Consider the following 26,346-nt stretch of genomic DNA (forward strand, 5'->3'; position numbering starts at 1 on the left):
GCGGCTCAGAACTCGCCTGCGACGCTGATGACGGTGCGGCCGGAGTGGGTGCCGTTCTTGATCGACTGGAGGACGGCGTTCACCTCGGTGATGGGGGTGAGGGATTCGATGGTCGAGAGGTGTTGGGGGCGTAGGTCTTTGCCGAGGGCGGTCCAGAGTGCGCGGCGCTCGGCGATCGGGAGGAAGACCGAGTCGATGCCGAGCAGGCGGACGCCGCGCAGGATGAAGGGGAGCACGGTGGTCGGCAGGTCGGCGCCGCCGGTGAGGCCGCTCGCGGCGACCGCGCCGCCGTAGCCGATGCGGCTGAGGACGTGGGCGAGGGAGGCGCCGCCTACGCTGTCGACGGCCGATGCCCAGGTGGCTTTGTCGAGCGGGCGCGGTTTGGCGTCGGGGTCGAGTGGGAGGCGTCCGATGACCTCGTTGGCGCCGATCTCGGCGAGCAGGTCGCCCGCGTCGGTCTTGCCGGTGGAGGCGATCACCTCGAAGCCCAGGCCGGAGAGGATGTCGACGGCGACGGTGCCGACGCCGCCGGTGGCGCCGGTGACGAGGACGGCGCCGTCGTCGGGGGTGAGCCCGTTGTCGAGCAGCGCCTGCACGCTCATCGCGGCGGTGAAGCCCGCCGTGCCGATGGCGGCGGCGTCGCGGGTGCTCAGACCGTCGAGGCGGACCACCCATTCCGCGGGGACCCTGGCGTATTCGGCGAAGCCGCCGTTGCGGGAGACACCGAGTTCGTAGCCGTGCGCCACCACCTGGTCGCCCGTGGCGAAATCGTCGGATTCCGAGGCGATCACCTCGCCGGTCAGGTCGATGCCGGGCACGATCGGATAGTTGCGCACCACGCCGCCACGCGGCGTGATCGCGAGCAGATCCTTGTAGTTCGCGCTCGAATAGTGAACCTTGATCGTCACCTCACCCGTGCCGAGGAATTCCTCCCCGACCTGCTCGCGGGCGAGCGTGATCCCGCCGTCGGATTCCCGGGCCACCATCGCGAAGTAATCCATGGGTGCGAGCATACGAGCCGGATGGCCCGGAACCGAGCACTGGACATGTGATCACCAGGCTTTGGGGCAGTTGGCCTCTCGCGAAACGTTTGCGCCATGGCCTGGTGATCAGGCGTCCAGGTCGGGCGGGGGGAGCAGGTCGAGGCGGACGCCGAGGAGACGGACGGGGCGATCCAGGTCGAAGCGGTCGATGATGGTCATGGCGGTGTCGACGATGGTGGCGATGTCGTCGGTGGGGGTGGGGAGTTTGCGCTGTTTGCTGCGCGTGTAGAAGGTTTTGGTGCGGACGGTGACCGAGACCCTGGTGCTGATCCGCTGGTGCTCGCGCATCTCTTCGGCGACCTCGGTCGCTAGCCTGGCGACCTCACGGCGGATCTCGCCGGGGTCGGTCAGATCGTGCGGGAAGGTCTCGGACTTGCTGCGTCCCACCGGGATGCGCGGGGTGGTCGTCAGCTCGGTATCGCCCTTGCCGTGCCCGAGGACCCGCAGGTACGGGCCGGTGTTCGGACCGAACTCGGCCGCGAGACGCTGCCGATCGGCGGCCATCAGATCCGCGACGGTCACGATATCGAGTTCAGCGAGGCGCTTGGCGATCCGCGCGCCGACACCCCACAGCGCGTCGGTGGGCCGGTGGCCCATGAGCTCGGTCCAGTTGGCGGCGGTCAGCTCGAAGATCCCGGCCGCCGCGCCGGGGTCGTGCTCGGGTTCGGCGGAGGTCTTGCCCGTCGACTTGGCGAACCCGGTGGCCAGTTTCGCGGTGAGCTTGTTGTCTCCGATGCCCACCGAGCAGGTCAGCCCGAGCTCGGTGATCGCCTGCCGGATCGTGGTGGCCAGCGACCACGGGTCGGCGTCGGTGGCGACGAATGCCTCGTCCATGCCCCACACCTCGACGCCGCCGGCCACTCGGCCCAGCGTCGCCATGATCTCGTCGGAGGCCGTCTCGTATGCGGTCATGTCCACCGGCAGGAAGACCCCATCCGGGCATTTGCGCAGCGCGGACCGCAACGGCATACCTGCCCGCACCCCGAACGCCCTTGCCGGATAGGACGCGCAGGTAACGACCTTGCGCGGCTGCGCGGGGTCACCATCGCCCCCGACGATGACCGGCTGTCCACGCAGTTCAGGGCGGCGCCGGAATTCCACCGCCGCCTGGAACTGGTCGAGATCGACATGCAGCAGCCACTGGGGCATGTGTGCAGTATGACCCCATCGGCGGCGGCGATCAGCAGGCGCCGCGCCGGTGAGGGTGCGGCACTGGGGTATTGGCCGCAACCGGCGGATGGCAATATCCCTAGCGCGCCAACCGATGTCACTGCAGAGCTCGAAGAACGGATACGCCCGATGCCGACCGAAGCCACCACCCTGGACCTCGACCTGGCCCGCCAGGTGCTAGCCGCCCAGCCGTTCGCGCGCCTCGTCGGCACCGAACTCACCGAGTTCGGCGAGGGCGGGGCGACGCTGGTGATCGAGATCCAGCCCGAACACGGCCAGCAGTTCGGCTTCGTGCACGGTGGCGTGCTGGCCTACGCGGCCGACAACGCGCTCACCTTCGCCGCGGGCACCGTCCTCGGACCGAACGTCCTGACCGGCGGCTTCACCATCACCTACCTGCGCCCAGCCCAGGGCGAACGGCTGCGGATCCACGCCACCGTGCTCGGCGCCACCCGCCGCCAGGCGGTCACCCACTGCGACGTCTACGCCGAGATCGAGGGCGAGGAGCCGGTCCTGTGCGCGGTCGCCCAGGGCACGACCCGGCGAGTGGAGAAGGACCTCGAGAAGGCAGCCGACGACACCGATGCCGAATTCGACGACGAGGCCGACACCGACGAGACCGATACCGACGAGCTCACCGACGAGACCGCGCCGGACCCGATCGCCGACGACCCGGATACCACCGAACTGCCGGTCGCGACCGGACCACGCAACGGTTGAACGCACGGGCGGCGGGCCGGCGCCGTTGCGACGGCCACGGCGCCGTTGAGCGGCCCGAGCCAGGCACCGAGAGCTCACCGGCGACCGGACACGCGAACGGCCCACGCCGGTGGGCGCGGGCCGCTCGGATCGCTCGCCTCAGGCGCTGACGGCGAAGTCGTCCGCGGCTGGTTCGGCGACCGGCTCGATGGCGTAGGCCAGGATGTCGGCCACATCCGCGACCGGCCGCACGTCCAGGGCGGCCAGCACCTCGCCTGGGACCTCGTCGAGGTCCGGTTCGTTGCGGGCCGGGATGAACACGGTCTTCAATCCGGCACGCTGGGCTGCGAGTAGCTTCTGTTTCACACCGCCGATCGGCAGCACCCGGCCGTTGAGCGTGACCTCACCGGTCATTCCGACATCACCGCGCACCTGGCGGCCAAGGGCCAGTGACACCAGCGCGGTCACCATCGTGACACCCGCCGACGGGCCGTCCTTCGGCACCGCGCCCGCCGGGAAGTGGATGTGGATGTTGCGGTCGAGGACGCTCGGCTCGATGCCGATCTCCGCGAGGTGCGAACGCACGTAGGTGAGTGCGATCTGTGCGGACTCCTTCATCACATCGCCCAGCTGGCCGGTGAGCGTAAGCGAACGCTCACCCTCGGCCGCATTGGCCTCGATGTAGAGCACATCGCCGCCCGCGCCGGTCACCGCGAGGCCGGTGGCGACACCGGGAACGGCGGTGCGTTCCACCGAGTCCGGGGTGAAGCGGGGACGGCCGAGGTAGTCGGTGAGGTTGTCGACGTCGACGACGAGGCTCGTCACCCGGTCGGCAGGCTGTGGGCCGGACTCGATGTCGATGACATTGTCGTAGCCGAGTGCCGGGTCGTACCCGAGCCCCGAGCGCGCACTGCCCGAGTCCGGCACCGCGCCCGCACTATCGGTGTCGGCCGTGGTCGATTTCGCCGCCGCAGAAGCGGCCGAGTTCGGCGATGCCGCTGTGGCCCGCCTGTCGTCCCCGGTGACGAACCGGGTCGCTGCCTTGCGCATGGCCTTCGCCACCAGGCGCTCCATCTGGCGAACGCCCGCCTCACGGGTGTAGTTCGCCGCGACCTCGCGCAGTGCGGCGTCGGTGATCGTCACCTCCTCGTCGGTCAGCGCGTTGCGTTCCAGCTGCCGTGGCACCAGGAAGTCGCGCGCGATGGCGACCTTGTCGGCCTCGGTGTAGCCGTCGACGGTGATGAGTTCCATCCGGTCCAGCAGCGGGCCGGGAATGGTGTCCATGACGTTGGCGGTCGCGATGAACAGGACATTCGACAGGTCGAGGTCAAGATCCAGGTAGTGATCGCGGAAGGTGTGGTTCTGCGCGGGATCGAGCACTTCGAGCAGGGCCGCCGCTGGATCACCGCGGAAGTCGGAGCCGACCTTGTCGATCTCGTCGAGCAGGACGACGGGATTCATCGAGCCCGCCTCCTTCACCGCGCGCACGATCCGGCCCGGCAGCGCGCCGACGTAGGTGCGCCGGTGGCCACGGATCTCGGCCTCGTCGCGTACGCCGCCGAGCGCGACGCGAACGAACTTGCGGCCGAGTGCCTTCGCGACCGACTCGCCGAGCGAGGTCTTGCCGACACCGGGCGGGCCGACCAGCACGAGCACCGCGCCGGAGCCACGTCCGCCGACCACCTCGAGCCCTCGTTCGGCCCTGCGCGCCCGCACCGCCAGGTACTCGACCATGCGGTCCTTCACCTCGTCGAGGCCGTGGTGGTCGGCGTCGAGCACGGCACGCGCGGCCGATACGTCGGTGCTGTCCTCGGTTTTCACCGTCCACGGCAGGTCGAGCACGGTGTCGAGCCAGGTGCGGATCCAGCCCGACTCGGGGCTCTGATCGCTGGCGCGTTCCAGCCTGCCGACCTCGCGCAGCGCCTCGGCGCGCACGTGCTCGGGCAGGTCGGCGTTCTCGACACGGGTGCGGTAGTCGTCGGCACCGTCGGGTTCGTCCTCGCCGAGTTCCTTGCGAATCGCGTTGAGCTGCTGGCGCAGCAGGAATTCGCGCTGGCTCTTCTCCATGCCCTCGCGGACGTCCTCGGAGATCTTCTCGGTGACCTCGACCTCGGCGATATGGTCGGTGATCCACTCGATCTGCTTGGTCAGCCGCGCGGCGACATCGGGAGTCTCGAGCAGTTCGCGCTTCTGGTCGTTGGACAGGTACGGCGCGTACCCGGCCGTGTCGGCGATCGCCTCCGGCTTGTCGAGCTGGTTGACGATGTCGATGATCTGCCAGGCCTCGCGCCGCTGCAGCACCGCGACGACCAGCTTCTTGTACTCGGCGGCGAGTTCGGTGGTGCGCGCGTCGGGCGGCACGTCCTCGACCGGCTCCGCCTCCACCCACAGGGCGGCGCCCGGCCCGGTCACGCCGTGCCCGATCCGCGCCCTGCGCTCGGCCTTGAGCACCGCGGCGGGCGCACCACCGCGCATCCGCCCGACCTGCTCGATCGTGGCGACGACACCGTAGGAGGCGTACCCCTCGTCGAGTCGCGGCGCGACCAGCACCGAGCCGGTCTTACCCGCCTGCGCGGCGTCGATCGCGGCCTGCGCGGACTCGTCCAATTCGATGGGCACGACCATGCCCGGCAGCACGATCGGATCGGTGAGGAACAGCACCGGCAGGTTCTGAGCTGTAGTCATATCGACCCTTCCAAAGTTGAGCTTTGCTGACTCAACCCACCGGGGTGGTCGTTTGTTCCGGCCCCGCCGACCGTTCACTGACGGCGAACGTGACATCGCCGGGAAACGCGCTCGGCCTCCCCTGACGGATCAGGGGAGGCCGAGGTGGCTGGGGACTAGCTCTTGCGGAGGCGTTCGGTCGGCGGGTCGAAGGTGCGGCGGGCGGACGAACCGCCGCTGCTCATGACACCGAGGACGGCGCCGCCGATCAGCAGGACGGCGGCGAGAATGCCCAGGATGATCGGGACGGTCTTGCCGAAGAGATCGAGCTTGTCGAGGCTCTCCTGGGTGACCTCCATCTGCGCGGCGATGGTCTCCTCGTCGAACACCAGGTGCGACTTGAGCGCGGTGACGTCGACCTGCTCGGCGCTGCGGCCGTAGAACAGGTGGATCTGCTCGCCGCCCTTGAGGACAGCGCCGGTCCTCGGCTCCACCCACAGGTCGCGGGTGTTGGTGTAGAAGCGGGTCATGGTGACCGGCTCCTCACCCTCGAGGCCCCACTTGGCGGCCGGGAGGGTGAGCTTGTTGGTGGCGGCGGGGACGACGTCGTTCATGTTCGTCACCGGGATGGTCTGCCGGAAGTGGTACACCGGCACACCATTGATCTCGGTCTCCTCGACGAAATCGATGGGCCGGGTGGCGCGGGCGTTGCTGTCGAAGTACGGGTACGACTTCTTCTCGGTCCCGATCGGGAAGCGGTACTGCAGACCCTGACGCTGGAAGGCGTCGGCCACCGAGTCGCCCGAGGAGTCGACGGTGACCGCGAGCGAACCGTTGGGCGAGGCGTCGACCGGCTCGCCGGTGACGCGATCGATGGTCACCCGGTCGATCGAGGCGGTGAGGATGCCGGTGTCGCCGTCGCGGTCGTCGCGGCGCAGCGTCTGGCCGGCCTGGACGGTCATCTCGTCGGCGTCGGAAGGCTCCTCGACGGTGAGGAAGCGCTGCGAGACGACCGGCACGTTCGTGTCGACCTTGGCCGAACCCTCCGGCGAGACCAGCGACCTCGAGTCCAGCACCATGCTGTCCTCGCCTGGCACGTTCTTGGCGACGGTGGTGATCCGCAGGTCGAGCGGGGTCTTGGCGACCTTGCCGACGGTGTAGGTGGGAATCATGACAGTGGCGGCGAGCAGCAGCGCGCCGAGGCCGACGAGGATGCAGGCGATGGTCCTGCGCACGTTGCTCATCGGCTGCCGTAGGTGACGTTGCCCAGCACCGACGAACCGGGATCAGCCGGGGTCTCGGGTTCGGGGATCGAATTCTGTTGCGCGCCCGCGGTGATGCCGAGAACGGCAATCACCCCGATGATCGCGCCGGCCAGCCCGCTGATCAGGCCGGGTACGGCAAACTTCATAGCTCGAAACTCCAATACGTGGCGTCGGATCAACCGACGGTGAAGAACCCGATGGTCGGGGCGAAGGTGCAGGTGCGGACGTCACCGTCGGCGGTCTCGGTGGTGAGACCACCGGTGATCACCGCGGCGACGCGGCCGGTGCCGGTGTCGGCGATCGCGGACAGGGTGGCCGGGCCGTCGGGGTTGATCGCGGCCTCGGTGGTGAGCGGCTGGTTGCCGGAGCGCCGGTTGTCGAGGTTGACCCACTGCACGGTCATCGGCGGATTCTGCTCCGCGGTCGGCGTTTTGGTGCCGAGCGCGGTGAAGACGAAACCGGTCTGACCCGCGGCGGGACCCGGCGGCGGCAGCTCGGCGGGGCCGGGTACGGCCAGCGCGGTGCCGACGGAATCGGAGGTCGGGCCGATGCAGCCCTTGCCGATGGTCGGGTAGAGGAACTGCGCGATGCGCGGCCCGTCCGACGGCGGCAGTTCGGGGCCACCGCCGCCGCTGCCGTCGAGGAAGGTGATGACCCGCTCCAGCGTCGACTTGACCTGCGCCGGAATGCCTGGAGTCGCGAGCAGCACGCGCGCCTGGGCCAGGATCGCGGCCTGGGCGCTGTCGGCGATGGGGGCGGGCGCGGCGATGGCGCCTACGATCGACGGAGCCAGTGCGGCCAGGGTCTCGGAGGGCACGTCCTCCGCGATCGCCGGGACGTTCGGTGCGGTCGCGGTCTGCGGTGCAGCCATGGTCGTTGCGGGCGCGGCGAAACTCACCGCTATAACGAGAGCGGACAATGCGGTCCGCGAGCCTCGGGTGCGCAGCACTGGTCAGCCGTCCTTCTTTGTGGGGATGGGGTGGAGCAGCCCGGAACGGTTAGTGTGATCCGGGGTTTCAGATACATTGGAGAGGTGACTACAGCGGACAGGCGGTATGGGGGTCGTACAGTCGTCGCGCGTAAAGCCGAACGGCGCCAGCGGTTCCTGGAAGCAGCGACGCGAATCTTCGCCGAACGCGGGTACGCCACGTGCTCGCTCGCCGAAGTGTGCGCGGCGGCGGGGCTGTCCAAACGGCAGTTCTACGAGGAGTTCGAGACCCGCGAGGACGTGCTCATCGCGGCCTACGACCGCATTCAGGACGACGCCGCGATGGCGGTGGCGGCGGCGGTCGTCGACTACACCGACCCGGAGTCCGCGCTGAGGGCAGGCCTGGGCGCGTACCTGGAGTCGCTCGGCTCCGACCCGTATCGCGCGCAGGTGGCGCTGATCGAGGTGGTCGGGGTGAGCGACCGGATGGAGGACCATCGACGCGCGCGCAGGCACGCCTGGTCGGCACTGATCGAGGCCGCGCTGGCCGCCAAGGGCGTGCGGCTGCGCGGGGACGCCGAACTCACCACCGGGCTGATCACCGGCGCGGTCAACGGCGTCGCGCACGAATGGCTGCTGCGAGATTCGCGGCCGCCGGTCGGCGAACTCGTCGATCTGCTGACCGCCGCGGCGCTCGCGCTGGTCGATCGGGGCTGAATCGTGGTCGCCCGAAGGGAGGGTGGCAACTTCCCGCACTTGCCGCTTGCTCAACCCACTCCCTTTCCGGACATTGTGAGACCGGACGGCTTCACAGTGGGGAGGAGTCTGGCATAGCAGTGACCCAGATCGCAACGGCAGAACCGATGCGGTCGCCGTCACCTGGGGTGATGGGCTGGTCAGGAGTCCAGACGCCTCGTCGTCGTAGTGAACCACCAACCGGCCGGGCGGGTGGGCAGATCGCCGTTTCGGACAGCGACCACCAGTGTGGTTACCGGTCGGTTACCCCCGTTCAGGACAGGTGCAGCACACCGGCGATGCTGCCGCCGAGCACGCCGGGCGTGCTGTAGTCGAGCCCGCCGTCGGGCCGGAGGACCACCGTCGACGTCGCGCCCTCGTCCAGGCACAGCCCCGTGCCCGTGCCGGTGAGCCTGGCGCGGAAGACCAGACGATCGGCACCGACCTCGGTCAACGTCTCCGCCCGTGTGCAGCGCTCCCCGGACACCACCCCGATATTCGCCGAGGCAGCCACCTCCTGCCCGGCCTCGCCCGCGCCGATCGTCAGCTCGACGTCGAAGCTCGCCAGCCCGTCCCTGGCCCGACCGGTCCAGGTGCCGAGGAAGGCCGCCGGGACCGCGCCCGATGCGGTGTCGGCACGCGGAGTGGAAGCGGTCGCGCCCACCCCGGCGGTAGTCGTGGTCCTTGCGGCCATGGGGTTGTCCTTGTCGTCGCTACCCAGCCGCGTGCCGATCAGATAGGCACCGACCGCCACCGCGACCGCCGTGACCACCACCCCGGCGGTCAGGAGCAAGCGGGTGTGCCGGGCACTGCCGCGCGGCGACGAGGGCGCGACACCCACAGCCGGGGTGATTGCCGGTGCTGTCGAGTCGATGCGGTGCGCGGGCAGCCGGTCGGCGTGGTCGCTGATCGGCATCGACGGCGCCTCGGTATCGGTTGCGCGGGGCGACATGGGGTCGCGGTCGGTGCGGTACGGACCGGCGTAGTTCCGCGGATGCGTGTCGTTCGCAGTACGCGGCTGCGGTATGACGGGATGTTCGTCGGGGCCGGTGTCGAGGTCGAGCAGGCGCACCGCGCGGGTGCCGATCTCGGCGATGAGGGCGGGCGGCAACCATTCAGTGTGCGCGGGATCGGCGAGCCGTTCGAACTCGACGAGCAGCTCCAGCGGCGCGGGCCGGGCGTCAGGGTCCTTGACGAGACAGGAAGCGACGAGCGGGCGGATTCGCGCGGGCAGCGCGTCGAGGCGCGGCTGCTCGTAGATGATCCGCCACAACAGCTGCGCGAGCTCCGCGGCGCCGAACGGGCCGTGCCCAGTGGCCGCGAAGGTGAGGACGCCGCCGATGGCGAACACATCGCAAGCCGCCCCGAGCGGCGTACCCCGCACCTGCTCCGGACACATGAAACCCGGTGAGCCGATGACCTTTCCGGTGGTGGTGAGCGCGGTGTCCCCGACCGCCCTCGCGATCCCGAAATCGATCACCTTCGGTCCGTCGACCGCGAGCAACACATTCGACGGCTTGAGGTCACGGTGCACCACCCCGGCACCGTGGATCGCGGCGAGCGCGGCCGCCAGCCCGCGGCCCAACGCGAGCAGCGCCCGTTCATCGAGCGGCCCGAACCGGGCGACCGCGTCCGAGAGCGGGAGTCCGGCGACGAAACCGGTAGCCAGCCATGGTGGTACCGCGTCGACATCGGCGTCGAGTACCGGTGCGGTGAACGCGCCGTCGACCCGGCGCGCGGCGGCGACCTCACGCCGGAACCTGGCGCGGAACTCGGCATCGCCGTGTAGATCCGGCCGAATCACCTTCACCGCGACAGTGCGACCACCCGCGGTGCGGCCCAGATACACCTTGCCCATGCCGCCTGAGCCGAGCACTCCGAGTAACCGGTAGCTTCCGATGCGCCGCGGGTCGTCGGTGCCGAGCGGGTGCATGACCTGTCAATCCTTCACAACGACCGGGCCGGGCCGCCCGGTTCTGCCCACCGGTCGGAGGGCACCACCTGTCCGCGTCACTGTAGCCCCGATCGACGGTCGGGCACCGGCTCGCGTTCAGCTCGCGGCTGATCTCGGCGCGGGTAGTACGGCCGAGTTCGGCGAGGATATGGCGGCCGTATCACCGGACTCCCTCGCGGGCGGGCACAATATGGTTGCCTTATCCTCAGGTTCTTCTCGATCTCGCGCGTCAGCACTAGGGGGCTCCTCCATGACCACACTGGCCTCCGGACTCTTCATCGATTGGGAGGAGCTCACGGGTCAGTCGAAGTTCGTGGTGGAGTTGATCTCCTTTCCGATCTTCGCCGCGGTGGCGGGGTGGCTCACCAACTGGACCGGCGTGCTGATGCTGTTCTGGCCGGTGCAGTTCAAGGGCTTCCGGGTGCCGATGCTGCATGTGCTGTACCCATACCTGCCACGCCGCGTGCAGGTGCTGCCCACCTTCTCCGGTGACGGGCGCAGGCTCGGCTTCCAGGGCTTCATTCCCGCACGTTCGGAGAAGATGGCCAGCATCTGCGTGGACAAGGCGCTGCTGCGGATCGGCAGCCCGAAGGACTTCATCCACGAACTCGATCTCGACGGGATCGGCGACTACCTGGCCGAACGGGCCCGCGATCAGGTACGGCCCATCGTCGACGAGATCATGTACCGGGAGAATCCCGACCTGTGGCGCTCGCTGCCACGACCGGTGAAACAGGCCGTCTACCAGCGCGTCGACCGGCAGCTGCCCGCGCTCGGCAGGCGCGCGTTCGCCAGCCTCGGCGACAACATCGACCAGCTGCTCGACGTGAAGAGCTTCGTGATCCGGTATCTGGAGAAGAACCCGGAGATCCTCAAGGACCTGACCACCACCATCGCGGCACCGGAACTGAAGTTCATGGTGCGGATCGGGCTGCTCGGCGCGCCGTTCGGCCTGGCGCTCGCGCTGTATCTGCACGTGCACGCGCAGATCCCGTACTGGGGGCTGGTGCCCGCGTGGGCGATCGTGCTGCTGGCCTCGGCGGCCATCGGCGTGATCGTGAACTACATCGCGATCAAGATGGTGTTCGAGCCGGGCGATCCGCAGCCGCGCTACAAGTACCCGTGGCGCCAGGCGCTGCTGGCCAAGCGCCAGCCGCAGGCGGCCACCGATCTGGCCCACATCCTGGCCTATCAGGTGCTGACGGTGGAGAACCTGTCGACCGAGCTGCTCGAGGGGCCGAACGGGGACAAGACCAGACAGCTGATCGAGCGGGTCGTCGCCGAGGAGATCCGCGAACAGCTCGGCCCGACCGCGTTCATGGTGCGCGCGGCCATCGGCCGCAAGGGCTACGAGAACCTCGCGACGGCCGGTGCGGGCGCGGGCCTGAGTCTGGCGCCCGAGATGGTCGACGACGAGAAGTTCGTGCTGGAGCAGGCGAAGAAGATCGATGACTTCGCCGACCGCAAGCTGCAGAAACTGACCCCCGGCGAGTTCATGGAGATGTTCTACGCGGCGGTCGAACAGGATGCCTGGCTGCTGTATGTGCACGGGGGTGCGCTCGGATTCGTCGTCGGCGCGGTCCACCTGATCACGTTCGGCTGGTGATCGCCCGCGAATAACAAGCACGCATGCTTGCATTTTTCCCGGCCCGCTGCGAACCTGGGTGACGAGGCGCGCTGGACCCGGCCGCGCCATGATCGGCAAGGGAACAGATGGCTGACCTCGCACCGCTGCTGGACGATTTCGCCGCCGAATGCGCGGACCTGGAGAACATCGTCGCACCGCTGACACCCGCGCAATGGCAGACCGCAACCCCGGCGCCCGGCTGGGACATCGCCACCCAGATCGCCCACCTGGCCTGGACCGACGAGGTGTCGATCATCGCCGCCACCGACGGCGAGACCTTCGCGAAGCTACTGGCCGAGGCCGCGCCCAAAATGTTCACCTTCGTCGACGAGGCCGCCGATGAACTCGCGAAGACCCCGCCCGCCGAGCTGCTCGACCGCTGGCGGGCCGGGCGCGACGCGCTGATCGCCGCGCTGGCCGCCGTTCCCGCGGGCACCAAGCTGCCGTGGTTCGGGCCGCCGATGAGCCCCGCGTCGATGATCTCGGCGCGGATCATGGAGACCTGGGCGCACGGTCAGGATGTCGCCGACGCACTCGGTGTGACCAGAACCCCGACCGCCCGGCTGCGCACCGTCGCGCACATCAGCGTCCGCACCAGGAATTTCGCGTACACCGTGCACGGGGAGTCCGGCCCCGCCGAGGAGTTCCGGGTCGAGCTGACCGCCCCCGACGGCACCCTGTGGACCTGGGGACCGGAAACGGCGAACCAGCGCGTCACCGGCCCAGCCATCGATTTCTGCCTGGTCGCCACCCAGCGCCGCCACCGCGACGACACCGCCCTTGTCACCGAGGGCCCCGACGCCGAACACTGGCTCACCATCGCCCAGGCCTTCGCAGGCCCACCCGGCCCAGGCCGGGAAGCGGGCCAGTTCGCCTGAGCCCAGGCACCCCGAAGCACAACCGCTCGCCCCGCGCTCCAACACATCACGCAGCGCACCACCCAATCCAGCCCCACACGGCCCGACCGCGAAGAGCCCGCAGCAACGGTCGCGACCCGTCGGAGTCGATCAGGGTCGATCAGGCGCCGTTTCGCAAGCGACGAAGGGGCAAGAAACGGCGCCTGATCGACGGGGACCAAGGGGCCGCGACCCGAGCGCGCCAGCGCTCCAACCAACACAGGCGAGCGTCGGTCTTTGAGCGCCGTTCGTTGGTGACTGCCCCGGACTTCGTTGGCCGGGGGCGACCTCCGGGCAGTCGCGAACGACGCTCGCCTGCATTCCCGGGTTACCCGATGATGCGGTGTGAGAAACACCCGCGAGTGCCTGGCACCACACTGACCTGGCGGTATAGGTCGAGTGACCAGATGTGATCCTGCTCTCACCAACGAGGGGTGCTAACTCCAGCTAGCACCCCGTACCGTGGAAGTCAGCGCGTGGCTTTCAACGATGCGGGCCCCGGCTCCCGGGTAGACCCACAGGTACAGGAAGGACGCATCGTGACCGCACATAGACCTGCGCAGATCGCGCGCCTGTCCGCGACCGTCGTCGCCGGTGCCGCGAGCCTCAGCCTGACCGTCGCGGCCGGCGCATACATCGTCAACAACATGCCCGAGATCGCCCTGCCACCCACCGGCGGCTACGCGGCACCGGCCGTGCCGCCGGAACCGGGCGAGCACCGGCCCGCACTCGGCGACGGCCCGACCCCACGGTTCACCAGCGAGATCGTGCCGCTGGCCATGTCCACCGAGCAGATTCCAGCGCAGGAATCGGTGGCCACGTATCGGTCCACCGCCGCGGCGAGGGCCGACGACTCGACGCTCACCGGGCAGCTGCGCATCGGCACCACCTATGTCGGCGCGCAGGTCGCGCCGGCACAGACCGATACCGTCGCCTTCACCGTCGACACCAACCTGGTGACGATCGCGTCGAAGTACCTCGGTGGCGCCGCGGATCCCTCCGCCGTCACCGCCCTGCGCACCGAATTCGACACCCGCCGCGGCGAGTTGGTGTTCGTGCTCACCGACCCCGCCCTCGGCAGCCACACCTTGCGGATCGAGCGGGTGCAGAAGCCGGGCCAGGTGCCCGGCGAGCCCGCCACCGGTGAACCGGCCGGTGACGTCAAGCAGGTGCCGACTACCGTCGACGTGTGAGTTCTGGCGGCACCGCGGGCGGTGCGTACGACTTCTGCGTGCTCGGCGGCGGCATCGTCGGCGTGGCGACGGCCCACCGGCTGCTGACCAGATTCCCCGGCGCGACCCTGGTACTCGTCGAGAAGGAACCGGCCCTCGGCGCGCACCAGACCGGTCACAACAGCGGCGTCATCCACTCCGGGATCTACTATCCGCCGGACAGCCTGAAGGCGCGGCTGTGCCGGGCGGGCGCGAGCTGGACCAAGGAGTTCGCCGCCGCCAACGACATCCCGTTCCGGGAATGCGGAAAACTGCTGGTGGCCACCGATTCCGGCGAGCTGGAGCGAATGCGCGCGCTCTATGACCGATCCGTCACCAACGGGGTGGACGTCGAGGCGATCGATGCCGCCGAACTGCGCAGGCGGGAGCCGCGGATCGCCGGGGCGGGCGCGCTGTTCGTGCCCGCGACCGGCATCATCGACTACGCGCGGGTCGCGGCGGTGCTGGCCGATCAGGTCGTCGCCATGGGTGGCGAGGTCCGCCTCGCCACCCCGATCGAGGCGATCAGTGAAAGCGACACGGCCGTCACGATTTCCGGCCCGACGGGTACCATCGCCGCGCGCACGCTCGTGGTCTGCGCCGGTCTGCAAGCCGACCGGATGGCGCGAAAGGCCGGTATCCGCACCGATTTCCGGATCGTCCCGTTCCGCGGCGAGTACTACCGTTTGCCCGCCGAACGGGCCGATCTGGTTCGCACGCTGATCTATCCGGTGCCGGACCCGGCGCTGCCGTTTCTCGGCGTGCACCTGAGCCCGACCATCGACGGCGACCTCACCGTCGGCCCGAACGCGGTGCTCGGGCTGGCCAGGGAGGGCTATCCCAAGGGCAGTGTGAACGCACGTGACGCTGCCGATGTGCTGCGGTTCCGCGGTTTCCACCGACTCGCTCGCGCGCACGTGCGGACCGGGGCGAGGGAACTGCGCAACTCCCTGTTCAAGCGCGGCTACCTCGCCGAATGCCGCAGGTACTGCCCGGAGCTCACCGCCACCGACCTGCTGCCGCATCGCGCCGGTATCCGCGCGCAGGCGGTACTCGGGGACGGCAGCCTGGTGCACGACTTCCTGATCGAGCGCACCCCGCGGTCGATCCATGTGCTCAACGCGCCGTCACCGGCGGCGACCTCGGCGATGCCGATCGCGGAATACCTCGTCGACCAGCTCTGACCGGGAAACCGACAAATAAAGAGGAAATCTGTAGTACTTTTGGCCCATCCGTGATCAGGGAGGGCCGATGGGCCACATCAGGTACGCGTGTGACGTCGGCGCCCCCGTCGACGCCGCCTTCGCCTACGCCGAGAACTTCCGCTTCATTCCGGACTGGATGTCCGGCGTCACCGAGGCCAAACCGGTCGGCGAGCCGACGAGTGGCCTCGGTGCCGCCTACGCGCTGCGTGTCCGGCTGTTCGGGGTGATCCCGCTGCGGTCCACCTGCGAGATCACCGAGTACCGGCGCAACGCGGTGCTCGGGTATACCCTGCGTGGGCGGCTATCCGGCACCGTGACGCTGCGGTTCGACCCCCTCGGCTACGAACGGTCGGTGCTGACCTCCGAAGCCGACTATCCACCACCCCGCGGAGTGTTCGGCCGCCTGTGCCACGGCCTCGTCGACGCGGCCGCGAGGACGGCACTGCGCCGGACCGAATCGCGGTTGCGAAGGGAGATCGAGGCATTTCACGGTACCGATCTTGTCGGCCGCATCGCCTAGGGTGGCGGTCATGATCATCGTGAGCACCGACGGGTCCTGCCTGCGTAACCCGGGCGGTGCCATCGGCTGGGCATGGGTGAACCATCACGGCCCCGCCGACAGCGGGGGAGCCGCCACCGGAACGAACCAGATCGCCGAGCTACGCGCGGTGCTGGAAGCCATCCGCGCCCACCCCGGCGACGAGCCGATGCTCATCGAGAGCGATTCCCTCTACGCGATCAAGTGCGCGTCGGAATGGATCACCGGCTGGCGGCGCAACGGCTGGCGCACCTCCACCGGCGGCGCGGTGAAGAACGTCGAGATCATCAAGCAGATCGATAGAGCCATCGCCACCCGCGAAGGTCCGGTGCGGTTCCGCTGGGTACGCGGACACGTGGGCAACTACTTCAACGAAAAGGCCGACACTCTGGCGGGCGCCGCCGCCCGCGAAGCCGCGGCCCGGCCCGTCCCGGCACCGGAGACCACCAGACCGCGGACCACTGGGAAGCCGGTCGAGCCCGCAGCGCCGTCGGGGTCACTCACCCTGTTCTGACGCACGGCACGACCGGAGAGTCCGCACGAGAACGCCTCCGGCGGTAGCGCGCTGCTGCCGCCGGAGGCGTTCGCCGATCGATCAGTTGCCCGGCGTCGGCGCCGGTGCCTCCGGGTTCTCCGGTGCCGGTGCCTCCTGGGTGGGCACCTGGCCGGGCGCCGCCCCACCCGGCACCTGGCCGCCGCCCTTGAGCAGCGGCGAGTCCAGCTTGCTCACCAGCCACTTGTCGCCGGACTTCTCGAGCGTCATCTCGATGGCGAACATCATCCGGTCCGGTTCGGTCTGGGTGAAGTTGGTCCGGTACTGGGTCATGGTGACCATGGCCTTGACGTCCTCGGTGCTGCCCGAGATGTAGGCGCACTGCACGTCCTCACCACGCGACTTCACCTGCGCCTGCACCATCGCGCCCTTGAGCGCTTCGGCGGCGTCGGAGAACTCCTTCAGGTAGTCGCCCGTGGCGCCCGCCTTCATCGACTCGATGTAGCCGTCGAGGTCCTGCGAGTAGTCGTAGTTGGCGAGGATGCCGCCGTACTCGCAGGCCGCCTCGGTCGATTCGGCGATGGCGTCGAGCTTGTCGCCGCGGTCACTGCTCTGCAGGAAGAACACCACCGCGGCGGTGGCGGCGCCGAGCGCGACCACACCGGCGACACCAGCCGCGAGCCAGCCCGTCGAACCCGACTTCCCGGCCGGAGCCGGAGCAGGCGCGGGGGACACGGTCGCCGCCTTGACGGTCGCGGCGTCGTCCTCCGGCGTGGCCGCCGCACCCTTCACGGTCGGGGCCGACTTGGCCAGGTCGGGCTTGTCCGCCGCGGCGTCGTCCTTCTTGCTCTCGGCGTCGTCGCTGGTCATCGAATCAATCCTGCTCTTTCCCGGCACATGGCACCGATATGCTCCGTGAGCCCGTGATCCGGGCCACACGCTCTCCACAAGCGAGTATGCCTTCCGCCGGCGCCGGTGTGGCCGGGCGGGCAGCTACTCCACTCACTTCACCGGGATCGGGGTCCTCTCGTTGGGATCGACACCCGGCGGCATCTGCGCGCCGTTGTTGGGCACGTTCGGACGCGGCGCGTTCGCCGAGCCACGGATCTGCTGATCCGCGGGCGGGTTGACGCAGTAGTTCCACTTCGGGATGGACCCGTCCTGGACTTCCTCGTTACGACGGTACTCCGTCGCGTAGTAGCAGGTCGGACGCGGCCAGATATCGATGATGGTGTGGAACTCGCCGTCATGGGCCGGGATGGCGATCGACTCCAAGCCCATCGCCAGCGACGGGAACAGCAGCCGCAGCGCGGGCGTGCGCAGCTGCGCCGCCCTGGTGATGGCGACGAAGTTGGACGCGAGGGCGCTGATCGGATCGGCCGTCTTGTCCAGCACCGCACCGAGCGCCTCGAACTGGCCCGGCGCGTTGTCGAGCACACCCTGCAACTCGGCGTTGGCGTTGTTGAACTGAGTGAGCAGCGCGCCCGAATTGCTGGTCAGGGTCTGCAGATCCGGCTGCGCCTGCGAGGTGGTGTTGGCGATGACCCGCAGGTTGGCGATGAGATTCACCGTCTGCGGAAGCAGATTCTCCAGGCCTGCCACCACCAGGCTCACACCGTTGACCAGGCCACGCAGCTGATCGGGACCGCCACCGAGCGCGATGTCGAGCTCGGAAAGGATGGTCTTGAACTGCTGCGGATCCACCTGCGCGATCAGCGCGCTCGTATCGTCGAGCACCGCCCACACCGGCACCGGGGTCTGGATCTGCTCCGGGTCGAACTCGATCACCGCGCCGTCACCGAGGAACGGGCCGACATCGGTGTTCGGGCGGAAGTCGATGTACTGCTCACCGGCCGCCGACAACGCCGCGACCTGGATCTCGGTGTCCACCGGGATCTTGTAGCTCTTGTCGATCGCCGCCTTCGCCGCGATGGCCTGGCCCTCGTCGATCAGCTCGATCGAGGTGACCTTGCCGATCCGGTGCCCGCGCAGGGTCACGTCGTTGCCCGGCTGCAGACCACCGGAGCGGTCCAGGTTGACGGTCACGTCGTACTCGGCCCGCAGCGGGTTCACCCGCATCACGTTCACCAGCAGGTAGGTGGCACCGACGATCAGCACGAGCACCAGCGTGGCGTTGGCCAGCAGGATCTTGCTGCTGAAGAACTTCTTCACCTTGTTCATCGGTGGCCTCCCACCCGGCCCTGAACGATCTGCAGCACCTGGATGAAGCTGCCGACGAAATCATTCACATCTTTGAGGTCCGGGAACTTGCTGGCGTCCGGACTCGTCAGCAGCCCGATGTCGAGGTTGGTCAGCGTCGCGTACGGCGCGAGCGACTTGCCCTTGAAGGTCTGGTTCGCGCCGGGACGGATCGCGTGCAGCTGGTCGAGCACGTACCCGAAGTTGTCGCCGGTCGCGGCGAGCGCGTTCATCAGATTGTCGAGATTGGTGAGCAGTTCGGAGAGCTGGTCACCGGTGGTGTTGGAGTAGTCGCCGAGTGCGGCGCTCGCGATGGAGAGCTTGGTGAGCAGATCGCCGATGGCCTGGTTGTTCTCGGCGATCGCGCCGATGGCCTGGGGCAGCGTGTCGGCGACCTGACCGAGCTGAGCCTTGTTGTTCTCGATGGTGTTGGCCAGGGTGTTGAACTCGGTGAGCACCGTGTCGATCCGGGCGCTGTTGTTGTTCAATTCCCCGATTACACCGGTCATCTCGAAGATCAGGTGCCCCAGATTGCCGCCCTGGCCGTTGAGAATCGCGCCGAGTTCGGTGCCGAGCCTGCTCAGGCTCGCCACGCCACCACCGTTGAACAGCATCGACACCGAGATCAGCAGCTCCTCCACCGTGGCACCCGCCGAGGTGAATTCGCGGGTGAGGGTGTCGCCGTCTTCCAGGGTGGCGCCGCTCGTCTCGGTGGTCGGCCTGCTCAGTGCGATGAAGACGTCACCGAGCGGGGTGGCCTGGCGCAGCTCTGCCCTTGTGCCCTCGGGCAGCTCGATATCGGTGCTGATCTCCATATCGATCGTGGCCTGGAAGTTCTTGGTCGAGATGTCCGAGACCACCCCGACGTCGGAACCACCGATCTTCACCTTCGCCTGATCCGGCAGGTTCAGCGCATTGTCGAAGATCGCGTGCAGGGTGTAGGTCTCGCCCTCGGCACCCGGTTTCGGCAGGGGCAGATCCTCGACGGTGAATCCACAGCCGGAGGTGATCGTCACGGTGGCCACCGCTGCCGCGGCAACGAGCGCGCGGCGGGCTCTCTTCGTCATACGTCGCGTCATTTCGTGAGTCCAAGCAGTGCGGCGGTGAGACCGTAGTCGGGGCCGAAGTCTTGCATGTTCCCGGATCGGCAGCCGTCGGAACGCATCTGGATGCGTTCACAGAACACGCTGACGATCTCGCCGGACAGCGCGGTACCGATCAGGCCGTGCAGCCGGACGAACCGGCGTTCCTTGTCCATCGCGCCGTCGATGTTCTGCATCAGCAGCGGAACGATGTCGACGATCTCGACCATCGCGCCCGAATTGGCGCGCAGCTGGTTGGTGACATTGGTCAGGCCGGTCAGCGATTCCGACAGTTCGTCGGCATGCACACCGAAGGTGGTCGAAGTGTTGGCCAGGAACTGGTTGAGCTGGTCCAGGGTGGCCTGCAGGCCGGGCGCCTGCTCGGCGAGCAGACCCGACATGGCGGTCACCCGGTTGCTGAAATCGCGCACCGACTGGTCGTTCTCGGCCAGCATCGTCGTCAGCTCGTTGAGCTTGATGATGATGTTGGAGATCGCGTCCTTGTTGTCGACACCGACCTTCAACGCGCTCGACAGCGCGTCGAGGGTCTCGCGGATCTTCTGGCCGTTGCCGTTGAGCACCGGGTAGAGCACCCGGCCGGAGAGCGGGCCGAGTCCCTCCTGGCCCTCCTCGGGTTTGAGCGAGGCGGAGAACTGGTCGATGGTCTTGATCATCGTGTCCAACTCGACCGGGGTCCTGGTGCTGGCCTTGGTCAGGTGCTGGCCGGACTCCATCGCCTCACCGCCGGTGTAGGGCGGGGTGATCTCGATGTGCCGGTCGGTGACGATCGAGGGCGAGACGATCGCCGCGATGGCCTCTTTCGGGATCTTCACCCCGGGCTCGATGGTCATGTGGACCTCGACGAAGGTGCCCTTGGGCACGATCTTGTCGACCGTGCCCACCGCGAGGCCGAGGACCATCACCTCGTTGCCCTCGTACATGCCCGCGATGTTCTCGAAGTCCGCGGTGATCTTGGTCGTGCGGCCGAGCGCGTCGTTCACCGAGCCGGGCAGCAGCGAGCAGCTGCCGAGCGCCAGCGCGGTGGCGCCGATCATCAGGTATCGGCCCAGCGCCTTGCCGCTGCGGAATGTCGATGTCAATTTCATCCTTCGCACCCCTGGATCACCTGCACGAAGCACAGCCAGTTGTCGGGGAACAACCACGGCAGCGAGACGTCGCCGTAGTTGCCGTTGCCGAGCGCGTTGTTGAAGTAGCGCGCCGTCGGCTGACCGATCTGCAGCAGCTTGTCGAGGTTGTCCTTGTTCTTCTGCAGACCCTGCGCCATCGTGTTGAGCTGGCCGATGGTGCCGGCGAACTGGTCACCGTTCTGGGCACCGATCTCCTCCAGCTGACGGGTCAGCGTGGCGATGTTGTCGAGCAGCTGCCGCAGCAGGTTCTGCCGCTCCATCACCCGGTTGGCGATGGCCTCGCCCTGGGTGATCACCAGCAGGATGCTGTTGCGGTTGTCGGCGAGCAGCTGGGTGACCCGGTTGAGGTCCTTGAGCAGGCTGTCGACCTCGCCCTTGCGCCGATCGACCACCTTGGCCAGTGCGCCGACGCTGTCGAGCGCCTGCGCCACCAGTTCGGGGGAGTCGCCGAGCTCGGAGTCGATGGTGTTGAGCGAGGCGGCCAGCTTCTTGGTGTCGAGTTCCTCGAACTTCGGCGTGCCGATCTGCACGACATCGGCGATGTCGTAGGGCACGTCGGTGTTGGTGCGCGGAATCGTGTCGTCGGGCAGGCCCGATCCGTCGCCGGGATTCAGGTCCACGTAGCGAGCACCGAGCAGCGTGGCCATCTTGATCGCGGCGTGCGCGTCGGGGCCGAGCTTCAGCGAGCTGTCCACATCCAGGGTGACCACCACGTGGTCGCCCTCGATCCTGGCGCCGGTGACGGTGCCGACCTGCACACCCGAGACCGCCACCTTGTCGCCGGTCTTGATCCCGGCGGCCTGCACGAACTCGGCCTCGATCGACTGCCTGCCGAGCCCGATGAACTGGTAGATCGACGAACCGATCAGCAGCAGCACGATCACCAGCGAGCCGATGACACCGAGCCAGAAATTGCGGTTCCCGAGGAAGGAACTCTTCAGCTTGCTCATCGGCACACCGCCGAGTGCCCGGTGCCACCGATCTGGCTGAACAGACCGCGGGGGAACAGCACGCCGTAGAGCGAGACGTCGAGGCCGCACAGGTAGGCGTTGGCGTGGGTGCCCTCGGAGGTCATCCGGCCGAGGTCGGCCAGCATCGACGGCATGTCGATCGCGACCTGGTCGAGCTTGGCGCCGTTGGCAAGCAGCAGGTTCAGTGCCGCCGTCGTCGAGTTCTGGGTGGCGGCCAGCTGGGGCTGGATCTTGCTCATCATGCCGACCAGCGAGGTGGTGGCGTCGGCGAGCACGACGGTCGAGTTCTGCAGGGACTGTCCCTGTTCGTAGAGCCCGCCGATCAGGGCGCGGGTCTGGGTCACCAGGGTCTCCAATTCATCGCCTCGCTTGGCCAACCCGGCCATCACGCCGGACAGGTTGGTGATCACGTCGGACAGGATCGCGTCCCGGCGCTGGAAGTCGGTGGCCAGCTGCGCGGCCTGGATGATGAACGACGACAGCGAGACACCGTCGCCCTGCAGCGCCAGGATCAGCGTCTCCGACATGGCGTTGACCTCGGCGGGCTCGAGCGCCTGGAACAGCGGCTGGAAACCGTTGAGCAGCGCCGAGATGTCGAACGACGGTTCGGTGCGTTCGAGCGGGATCACCGAGCCGCTGTCGAGCGCCTGCGGATTCGCCGAGGCGCCCGGCGCCAGCGCCACGTACCGCTGGCCGATCAGGTTCTGGTACCTGACCAGCGCCTTGGTGTCGTCGAAGACGGTCTGGTCGCTCTGCACGATGAACGAGACCTTGGCGTCGTTCTTGCCGTCGAGCTCGATCTTCTCGACCTTGCCGACGCGCACGCCCGCCATGCGGACATCGTCGCCGGGCCGCAGGCCGAGGACATCGGTGAAGATCGCGGTGTACTTGCGGGTGTCACCGTCGACCGAGCGGGCGAGGGTATTCCACACGACCACGATGACCAGCATCGAGACGAGTGCGAAGATACTGAACCCGATCAGCGGTTTGCGGATGCTCATGCGCCACCCCCGTTTTCGGACACTTGCAGGGTTCCGCCCTTCAAAATCGGACCGAGCAGCAGGAATTCGGAGGCCGTCGGCTGACGACCGAGCAGCTGGGTCATCGCGTCCGTGCCCTGGTAGTAGGAGATCGGCGTGCCGGACGGCGCGGGCTCGGGCTCGGCGGGCGCCTCGGCCGGGGCCGCCGCCGGTGCGGGCTGGCCGCCGAGAATGCCGGGCAGGCCCGGAATCTGGATCGACGGGACCAGGCCCTCCAGCGGGGTGCCGGCGAACGGCTTGATCTCGGTGCCCTCCGCGGTCTGCATCGGCGCGATGCCCGGCGTGGTGAGGCCGGGGATCGCGGGCATGCCGGGGATGGCGACCAGCGGCGGCAGGCCCGCCGCCGAGTCGAGCGCGCGCGGACGCACACTCTCCGGCATCGGCGGCAGACTCACCTCGGCGGGCGCGGTGAAGCAGCTCGGGCCGAGCAGGTCACCGTAGCGCGGGCACTCGGCGACGGTGTTCGGTCGCCACGGGGTGAACGTCAGGCCCGCGTTCCACACCATCTGCTTGCCGCTCGGTCCGCCGTGGAAGGTGCTGTTGAGGGCGGCCAGCGAGGGGCCGAACACCTCGAACAGCCTGGTGATCGACGCCGGATCGGCGGCGAGCGCGCCGAGGGTGGCGTTCATGCCGGTGGTGACTTCCTTGCCGACATCGGGGTTGGCCGCGAACAGGTCGTTGACCCGGTCGGTGGTGGCACTGGCACCGGCGAGCAGCGCGATCAGCTGGTCGCGCTTGGAGGCGATGGTGTTCGCGGTCTGCACCGAGCTGCCGAGTACGTCGAGCAGTTCCGGCGCCGACTGGTTCAGCGCGCGCGCCGAGGCCGAGAAGTCGTCGAGCATGCCGCCGAGGTTGGGCCCGGCATCGGCCACGGTGGTGAGCCAGTGATCGAGGCGCTCGATGGTGGAGCCGGGAACCCGGCCGCTCGGGTCGAGCGCCTGGGTGAGGGTGCCGAGCACCCGGCCCAACTGCACCGGGTCGACCTCGTCGAGGATGTCGCGCACCGTGGTGAGGGTGTCCTGCAGGGCGATGGTGCCCTTGCTGCGGTCCTCCGGGATCTGCGAACCCTCGTGCAGGTATTCGCTGGACGGCCCGTTGAAGACCAGCTCCACCGAGGTGACGGCGAACAGGTTGCTCGGCACGACGCGGGCGGTGACATTGGCCGGGATGTCGCCTGCGAACTCCGGTTTGAGCTCGATGTTCACCTGCTGCATCGCGCCCTCGTCGACGATGTCGACGTCCTTGACGGAGCCGACGAGCACGCCGCGGAACTTCACGTCCGCGTCCGAGGGCAGGCCGTCACCGGTGGTCGACAGATTCGCCGCGACATTCACCTTGGGCACGAAGTAGCCCTGGTACCTCGCCATGAGGAAACCGAGGATCACCGCGAACACCACGAGTCCGCAGGCACCCGCGATGTACAGCTGTTTCATGGTGGGCCCGCGCCCACTGGGATCGATGATCATCCGCGCCTACCCCGAGATCCGGATTCCGGGGTCGACGCCCCAGATCGCCAAAGTCATGAACAGGTCGGCGAACACGACCAGGATGATGCACATCTTGATCGCGCGGCCGGCCGCGACACCGACGCCTTCGGGACCACCCGAGGCGAAGAAGCCGTAGTAGCACTGGATGAACGTCGTGATCATGACGAACACGATGGCCTTGAGCAGTGAGTACAGCACGTCGGTCGGTACCAGGAATTGGTAGAAGTAGTGCGAGTAGGTACCCGACGCGGTACCGCCGATCAGCTGCACCGTGACCGCGCAGGACACGTAGGCCATCACCAGGCCGATGCAGTACAGCGGAACGATCGCCATGACCGCGGCCATCATCCTGGTGCTCACCAGGTAGGGCAGCGGGCGGATCGCGATGGAATCGAGCGCGTCGATTTCCTCCGAGATGCGCATCGCGCCGAGCTGCGCGGTGAATCGACAGCCCGCCTGGGCCGCGAAGGCGAGCGCGGCCAGCAGTGGCCCGAGCTCACGAGTGGTGGCGAAGGCCGAGATGGCGCCCGTGATCGGGCTCAAGCCGAGCAGGTTCAGCGAGGTGTGACCCTGGATGGCCACCGTCATGCCGCCGAAGGCGCTGATGATCAGGATGACGCCGATCGTGCCGCCGCCGACGACGATATTGCCGTTGCCCCACGTGACGTCGGAGAGCAGGCGCCAGATCTCCTTCGGATACTGCTTGAACGCCAGTGGGATCGAGCCGACCGAGCGCAGGAAGAAGAAGACCTGATGCCCGAGTCGGGCAAGCATGTCGATCGGCGCCTTGCCGACGGCTTGGAGTTGCCGCAGCGGGCGCAGCAGGGGAGGTACGTATGTTGCTGACATGGCTCAGACCACCTGTGGGGGGAAGACGGCGGCGTAGATCTGGGTGATCGCCACGTTGACACCGAGCAGCATCACCATGGAGCTGACCACCGCCGAGTTCACCGCGTTGGCGACACCACCGGGGCCACCGCGCGCGTTCAGGCCGGAGTCGCAGGCGATGATGCCCGCGATGATCCCGAAGATCACCGACTTGAGCAGCGCCACCGCGAGATCGCGGGTGACGGCGAAGGACGCGAACGTGCTCATGTACGAGCCTGGGGTACCCGCCTGGGCGAAGATGTTGAACATGTAGCCGGTGATGAAGCCGACGAAGACGACGAACCCGCAGAGCAGGAAGCTGACGATCATCGCGGCGCCGAGCCGGGGGGCGACCAGCCTGCGCAACGGGTCGACGCCCATCACCTTCATCGCGTCGATCTCCTCGCGGATGGTGCGCGAGCCGAGATCGGCACAGACCGCCGAGCCGACCGCGCCCGCGATCATGATCGAGGTGACCAGTGGCGCGCCCTGCTGGATGATGCCGAGGCCGTTGGCCGCGCCGATGAACGAGGTGGCGCCGACCTGCCCGGCGACCGCGCCGACCTGGATCGACACGATCACCGCGATCGGGATCGCCACGAGCAGGGTCGGCGCCGCGGCCACGTTGGCCATGAAGGCGCATTGACGCACGAACTCGTCGAAGGGGAAGCGGCGGCGGAAGATCGCGACGATCAGCTCCGTGATCGCCTCGAAGCCCATCGTGATCTGTCGGCCGAAGGTCTCGAGCGACTTCTTCGGATGGTCTTCCCAAAGGCCCTTGGTCCAGTCCACCGCGTCGTCGACGCGGGATCGGGCGGGCGGACTCTTGGTCGACTGCACTGCTTGTACCCCTCTCGACGCCAGGTCATCAATACCCCGACGACTTGTTTGCTTGACGCACCTTACTACGGAGTAGCGCAGAACACACCACCGACATGTGAGCGCTGTCATAGATAGAGGTCACTGTCGCGAAACAGCAATGAGTCCCGCCAGGTCGGACCATACAGCCCGCAATTGTCCATGTATGCCGGATACGCGAGATGTCGTTTCAGGTACCGAATCCCGACGTCGTCGGTGGTGCCAAATTAATTTCGCGGAAAACTGTCATCCATAACGAAAGGCTC

Annotated in this window: 23 protein-coding genes and 1 pseudogene; 8 read left to right on the forward strand and 16 right to left on the reverse strand. The window is 68.1% G+C overall.

Annotated features, from left to right (window positions below; all coding sequences use genetic code 11):
• Positions 1 to 5: 5 nt before the first annotated feature.
• Positions 6 to 1,001, reverse strand: a complete 996-nt coding sequence (locus ACFOW8_RS02880; RefSeq protein WP_378544986.1) for an oxidoreductase — start codon at positions 999 to 1,001, stop codon at positions 6 to 8.
• Positions 1,002 to 1,109: 108 nt separating this feature from the next.
• Positions 1,110 to 2,192, reverse strand: coding sequence for a DNA polymerase IV (locus tag ACFOW8_RS02885; protein ID WP_378544989.1), 1,083 nt, complete (start codon positions 2,190 to 2,192; stop codon positions 1,110 to 1,112).
• A gap of 150 nt (positions 2,193 to 2,342) precedes the next feature.
• Between ACFOW8_RS02885 and ACFOW8_RS02890 the strand changes: the two are divergent.
• Positions 2,343 to 2,750: pseudogene (locus ACFOW8_RS02890) on the forward strand (PaaI family thioesterase); the annotation flags it as partial.
• 321 nt (positions 2,751 to 3,071) lie between these two features.
• On the opposite strand, the gene lon reads toward ACFOW8_RS02890, so the two are convergent.
• From lon to ACFOW8_RS02910, 4 genes are all read right to left on the reverse strand, one after another.
• A complete protein-coding gene (lon, locus tag ACFOW8_RS02895) occupies positions 3,072 to 5,597 on the reverse strand; it encodes an endopeptidase La (protein WP_378544992.1) in 2,526 nt (841 codons plus the stop codon).
• Between the two features lie 155 nt (positions 5,598 to 5,752).
• The gene (locus tag ACFOW8_RS02900) at positions 5,753 to 6,820 is read right to left on the reverse strand and encodes a DUF3068 domain-containing protein (protein ID WP_378544995.1); all 1,068 of its coding nucleotides are present in this window, start codon (positions 6,818 to 6,820) and stop codon (positions 5,753 to 5,755) included.
• Entirely contained in the window at positions 6,817 to 6,987 is a 171-nt protein-coding gene (locus tag ACFOW8_RS02905) for a DUF2613 family protein (RefSeq protein WP_378544998.1), read from the reverse strand. The genes ACFOW8_RS02900 and ACFOW8_RS02905 overlap by 4 nt, the downstream gene beginning before the upstream one ends.
• Positions 6,988 to 7,016: 29 nt before the next feature.
• A complete protein-coding gene (locus ACFOW8_RS02910; RefSeq protein ID WP_378545001.1) occupies positions 7,017 to 7,790 on the reverse strand; it encodes an Rv1157c family protein in 774 nt (257 codons plus the stop codon).
• Positions 7,791 to 7,874: 84 nt separating this feature from the next.
• Here ACFOW8_RS02910 and ACFOW8_RS02915 point away from each other — a divergent pair, with 84 nt between their 5' ends.
• Positions 7,875 to 8,486 (forward strand): TetR/AcrR family transcriptional regulator, encoded by a 612-nt coding sequence (locus tag ACFOW8_RS02915; RefSeq protein WP_378545004.1) that lies wholly within the window; start codon positions 7,875 to 7,877, stop codon positions 8,484 to 8,486.
• A 292-nt stretch (positions 8,487 to 8,778) separates the two neighbouring features.
• On the opposite strand, the gene ACFOW8_RS02920 is transcribed toward ACFOW8_RS02915, so the two are convergent.
• Entirely contained in the window at positions 8,779 to 10,437 is a 1,659-nt protein-coding gene (locus ACFOW8_RS02920; RefSeq protein ID WP_378545007.1) for a serine/threonine-protein kinase, read from the reverse strand.
• 271 nt (positions 10,438 to 10,708) lie between these two features.
• On the opposite strand from ACFOW8_RS02920, the gene ACFOW8_RS02925 reads away from it, so the two are divergent.
• The 6 genes from ACFOW8_RS02925 to ACFOW8_RS02950 all read left to right on the forward strand — a co-directional run bounded on the left by ACFOW8_RS02925 (position 10,709) and on the right by ACFOW8_RS02950 (position 16,449).
• Positions 10,709 to 12,064 carry a hypothetical protein gene (locus tag ACFOW8_RS02925; RefSeq protein ID WP_378545010.1) on the forward strand — a complete coding sequence of 452 codons (1,356 nt, stop codon included), beginning with the start codon at positions 10,709 to 10,711 and terminating at the stop codon, positions 12,062 to 12,064.
• 107 nt (positions 12,065 to 12,171) lie between these two features.
• Positions 12,172 to 12,963, forward strand: a complete 792-nt coding sequence (locus ACFOW8_RS02930; protein WP_378545013.1) for a TIGR03084 family metal-binding protein — start codon at positions 12,172 to 12,174, stop codon at positions 12,961 to 12,963.
• Between the two features lie 557 nt (positions 12,964 to 13,520).
• Positions 13,521 to 14,174 (forward strand): hypothetical protein, encoded by a 654-nt coding sequence (locus ACFOW8_RS02935; protein WP_378545016.1) that lies wholly within the window; start codon positions 13,521 to 13,523, stop codon positions 14,172 to 14,174.
• Positions 14,171 to 15,376: an L-2-hydroxyglutarate oxidase gene (gene lhgO / locus ACFOW8_RS02940; RefSeq protein ID WP_378545019.1), complete on the forward strand. Its 1,206-nt coding sequence runs from the start codon at positions 14,171 to 14,173 to the stop codon at positions 15,374 to 15,376. Before ACFOW8_RS02935 ends, lhgO begins: the two co-directional genes overlap by 4 nt.
• A gap of 67 nt (positions 15,377 to 15,443) precedes the next feature.
• Complete coding sequence (locus tag ACFOW8_RS02945) at positions 15,444 to 15,917, forward strand: SRPBCC family protein (protein WP_378545022.1); 474 nt, start codon at positions 15,444 to 15,446, stop codon at positions 15,915 to 15,917.
• A gap of 10 nt (positions 15,918 to 15,927) precedes the next feature.
• Complete coding sequence (locus ACFOW8_RS02950) at positions 15,928 to 16,449, forward strand: ribonuclease H family protein (RefSeq protein ID WP_378545025.1); 522 nt, start codon at positions 15,928 to 15,930, stop codon at positions 16,447 to 16,449.
• A gap of 81 nt (positions 16,450 to 16,530) precedes the next feature.
• On the opposite strand, the gene ACFOW8_RS02955 is transcribed toward ACFOW8_RS02950, so the two are convergent.
• From ACFOW8_RS02955 to ACFOW8_RS02995, 9 genes are all read right to left on the reverse strand, one after another.
• Positions 16,531 to 17,298: a hypothetical protein gene (locus tag ACFOW8_RS02955; RefSeq protein ID WP_378545028.1), complete on the reverse strand. Its 768-nt coding sequence runs from the start codon at positions 17,296 to 17,298 to the stop codon at positions 16,531 to 16,533.
• Positions 17,299 to 17,430: 132 nt separating this feature from the next.
• Complete coding sequence (locus tag ACFOW8_RS02960) at positions 17,431 to 18,609, reverse strand: MlaD family protein (RefSeq protein ID WP_378545031.1); 1,179 nt, start codon at positions 18,607 to 18,609, stop codon at positions 17,431 to 17,433.
• The gene (locus ACFOW8_RS02965) at positions 18,606 to 19,694 is read right to left on the reverse strand and encodes an MCE family protein (RefSeq protein ID WP_378545034.1); all 1,089 of its coding nucleotides are present in this window, start codon (positions 19,692 to 19,694) and stop codon (positions 18,606 to 18,608) included. The genes ACFOW8_RS02960 and ACFOW8_RS02965 overlap by 4 nt, the downstream gene beginning before the upstream one ends.
• An 8-nt stretch (positions 19,695 to 19,702) precedes the next feature.
• A complete protein-coding gene (locus ACFOW8_RS02970) occupies positions 19,703 to 20,815 on the reverse strand; it encodes an MlaD family protein (protein WP_378545037.1) in 1,113 nt (370 codons plus the stop codon).
• On the reverse strand, positions 20,812 to 21,807 hold the full coding sequence (locus ACFOW8_RS02975; RefSeq protein ID WP_378545040.1) for an MCE family protein: 996 nt from the start codon (positions 21,805 to 21,807) through the stop codon (positions 20,812 to 20,814). The genes ACFOW8_RS02970 and ACFOW8_RS02975 overlap by 4 nt, the downstream gene beginning before the upstream one ends.
• Complete coding sequence (locus tag ACFOW8_RS02980) at positions 21,804 to 22,829, reverse strand: MCE family protein (RefSeq protein ID WP_378545043.1); 1,026 nt, start codon at positions 22,827 to 22,829, stop codon at positions 21,804 to 21,806. Before ACFOW8_RS02980 ends, ACFOW8_RS02975 begins: the two co-directional genes overlap by 4 nt.
• Complete coding sequence (locus ACFOW8_RS02985) at positions 22,826 to 24,334, reverse strand: MlaD family protein (protein ID WP_378545046.1); 1,509 nt, start codon at positions 24,332 to 24,334, stop codon at positions 22,826 to 22,828. Before ACFOW8_RS02985 ends, ACFOW8_RS02980 begins: the two co-directional genes overlap by 4 nt.
• 6 nt (positions 24,335 to 24,340) lie before the next feature.
• Positions 24,341 to 25,204: an MlaE family ABC transporter permease gene (locus ACFOW8_RS02990; protein ID WP_378545049.1), complete on the reverse strand. Its 864-nt coding sequence runs from the start codon at positions 25,202 to 25,204 to the stop codon at positions 24,341 to 24,343.
• 3 nt (positions 25,205 to 25,207) lie between these two features.
• On the reverse strand, positions 25,208 to 26,062 hold the full coding sequence (locus ACFOW8_RS02995) for an MlaE family ABC transporter permease (protein ID WP_378545052.1): 855 nt from the start codon (positions 26,060 to 26,062) through the stop codon (positions 25,208 to 25,210).
• Positions 26,063 to 26,346 lie beyond the last annotated feature (284 nt).

Source organism: Nocardia rhizosphaerae (genome assembly GCF_042650365.1).
Lineage (GTDB): Bacteria > Actinomycetota > Actinomycetes > Mycobacteriales > Mycobacteriaceae > Nocardia > Nocardia rhizosphaerae.

What these genes read in the sequence shown, in the direction of transcription:
- ACFOW8_RS02880 (WP_378544986.1), bottom strand. Translation starts at nt 1,001, where the DNA reads ATGGATTACTTCGCGATGGTGGCCCGGGAATCCGACGGCGGGATCACG.
- ACFOW8_RS02885 (WP_378544989.1), bottom strand. Translation starts at nt 2,192, where the DNA reads ATGCCCCAGTGGCTGCTGCATGTCGATCTCGACCAGTTCCAGGCGGCG.
- lon (WP_378544992.1), bottom strand. Translation starts at nt 5,597, where the DNA reads ATGACTACAGCTCAGAACCTGCCGGTGCTGTTCCTCACCGATCCGATC.
- ACFOW8_RS02900 (WP_378544995.1), bottom strand. Translation starts at nt 6,820, where the DNA reads ATGAGCAACGTGCGCAGGACCATCGCCTGCATCCTCGTCGGCCTCGGC.
- ACFOW8_RS02905 (WP_378544998.1), bottom strand. Translation starts at nt 6,987, where the DNA reads ATGAAGTTTGCCGTACCCGGCCTGATCAGCGGGCTGGCCGGCGCGATC.
- ACFOW8_RS02920 (WP_378545007.1), bottom strand. Translation starts at nt 10,437, where the DNA reads ATGCACCCGCTCGGCACCGACGACCCGCGGCGCATCGGAAGCTACCGG.
- ACFOW8_RS02925 (WP_378545010.1), top strand. Translation starts at nt 10,709, where the DNA reads ATGACCACACTGGCCTCCGGACTCTTCATCGATTGGGAGGAGCTCACG.
- ACFOW8_RS02930 (WP_378545013.1), top strand. Translation starts at nt 12,172, where the DNA reads ATGGCTGACCTCGCACCGCTGCTGGACGATTTCGCCGCCGAATGCGCG.
- ACFOW8_RS02945 (WP_378545022.1), top strand. Translation starts at nt 15,444, where the DNA reads ATGGGCCACATCAGGTACGCGTGTGACGTCGGCGCCCCCGTCGACGCC.
- ACFOW8_RS02950 (WP_378545025.1), top strand. Translation starts at nt 15,928, where the DNA reads ATGATCATCGTGAGCACCGACGGGTCCTGCCTGCGTAACCCGGGCGGT.
- ACFOW8_RS02955 (WP_378545028.1), bottom strand. Translation starts at nt 17,298, where the DNA reads ATGACCAGCGACGACGCCGAGAGCAAGAAGGACGACGCCGCGGCGGAC.
- ACFOW8_RS02960 (WP_378545031.1), bottom strand. Translation starts at nt 18,609, where the DNA reads ATGAACAAGGTGAAGAAGTTCTTCAGCAGCAAGATCCTGCTGGCCAAC.
- ACFOW8_RS02965 (WP_378545034.1), bottom strand. Translation starts at nt 19,694, where the DNA reads ATGACGAAGAGAGCCCGCCGCGCGCTCGTTGCCGCGGCAGCGGTGGCC.
- ACFOW8_RS02970 (WP_378545037.1), bottom strand. Translation starts at nt 20,815, where the DNA reads ATGAAATTGACATCGACATTCCGCAGCGGCAAGGCGCTGGGCCGATAC.
- ACFOW8_RS02975 (WP_378545040.1), bottom strand. Translation starts at nt 21,807, where the DNA reads ATGAGCAAGCTGAAGAGTTCCTTCCTCGGGAACCGCAATTTCTGGCTC.
- ACFOW8_RS02980 (WP_378545043.1), bottom strand. Translation starts at nt 22,829, where the DNA reads ATGAGCATCCGCAAACCGCTGATCGGGTTCAGTATCTTCGCACTCGTC.
- ACFOW8_RS02985 (WP_378545046.1), bottom strand. Translation starts at nt 24,334, where the DNA reads ATGATCATCGATCCCAGTGGGCGCGGGCCCACCATGAAACAGCTGTAC.
- ACFOW8_RS02990 (WP_378545049.1), bottom strand. Translation starts at nt 25,204, where the DNA reads ATGTCAGCAACATACGTACCTCCCCTGCTGCGCCCGCTGCGGCAACTC.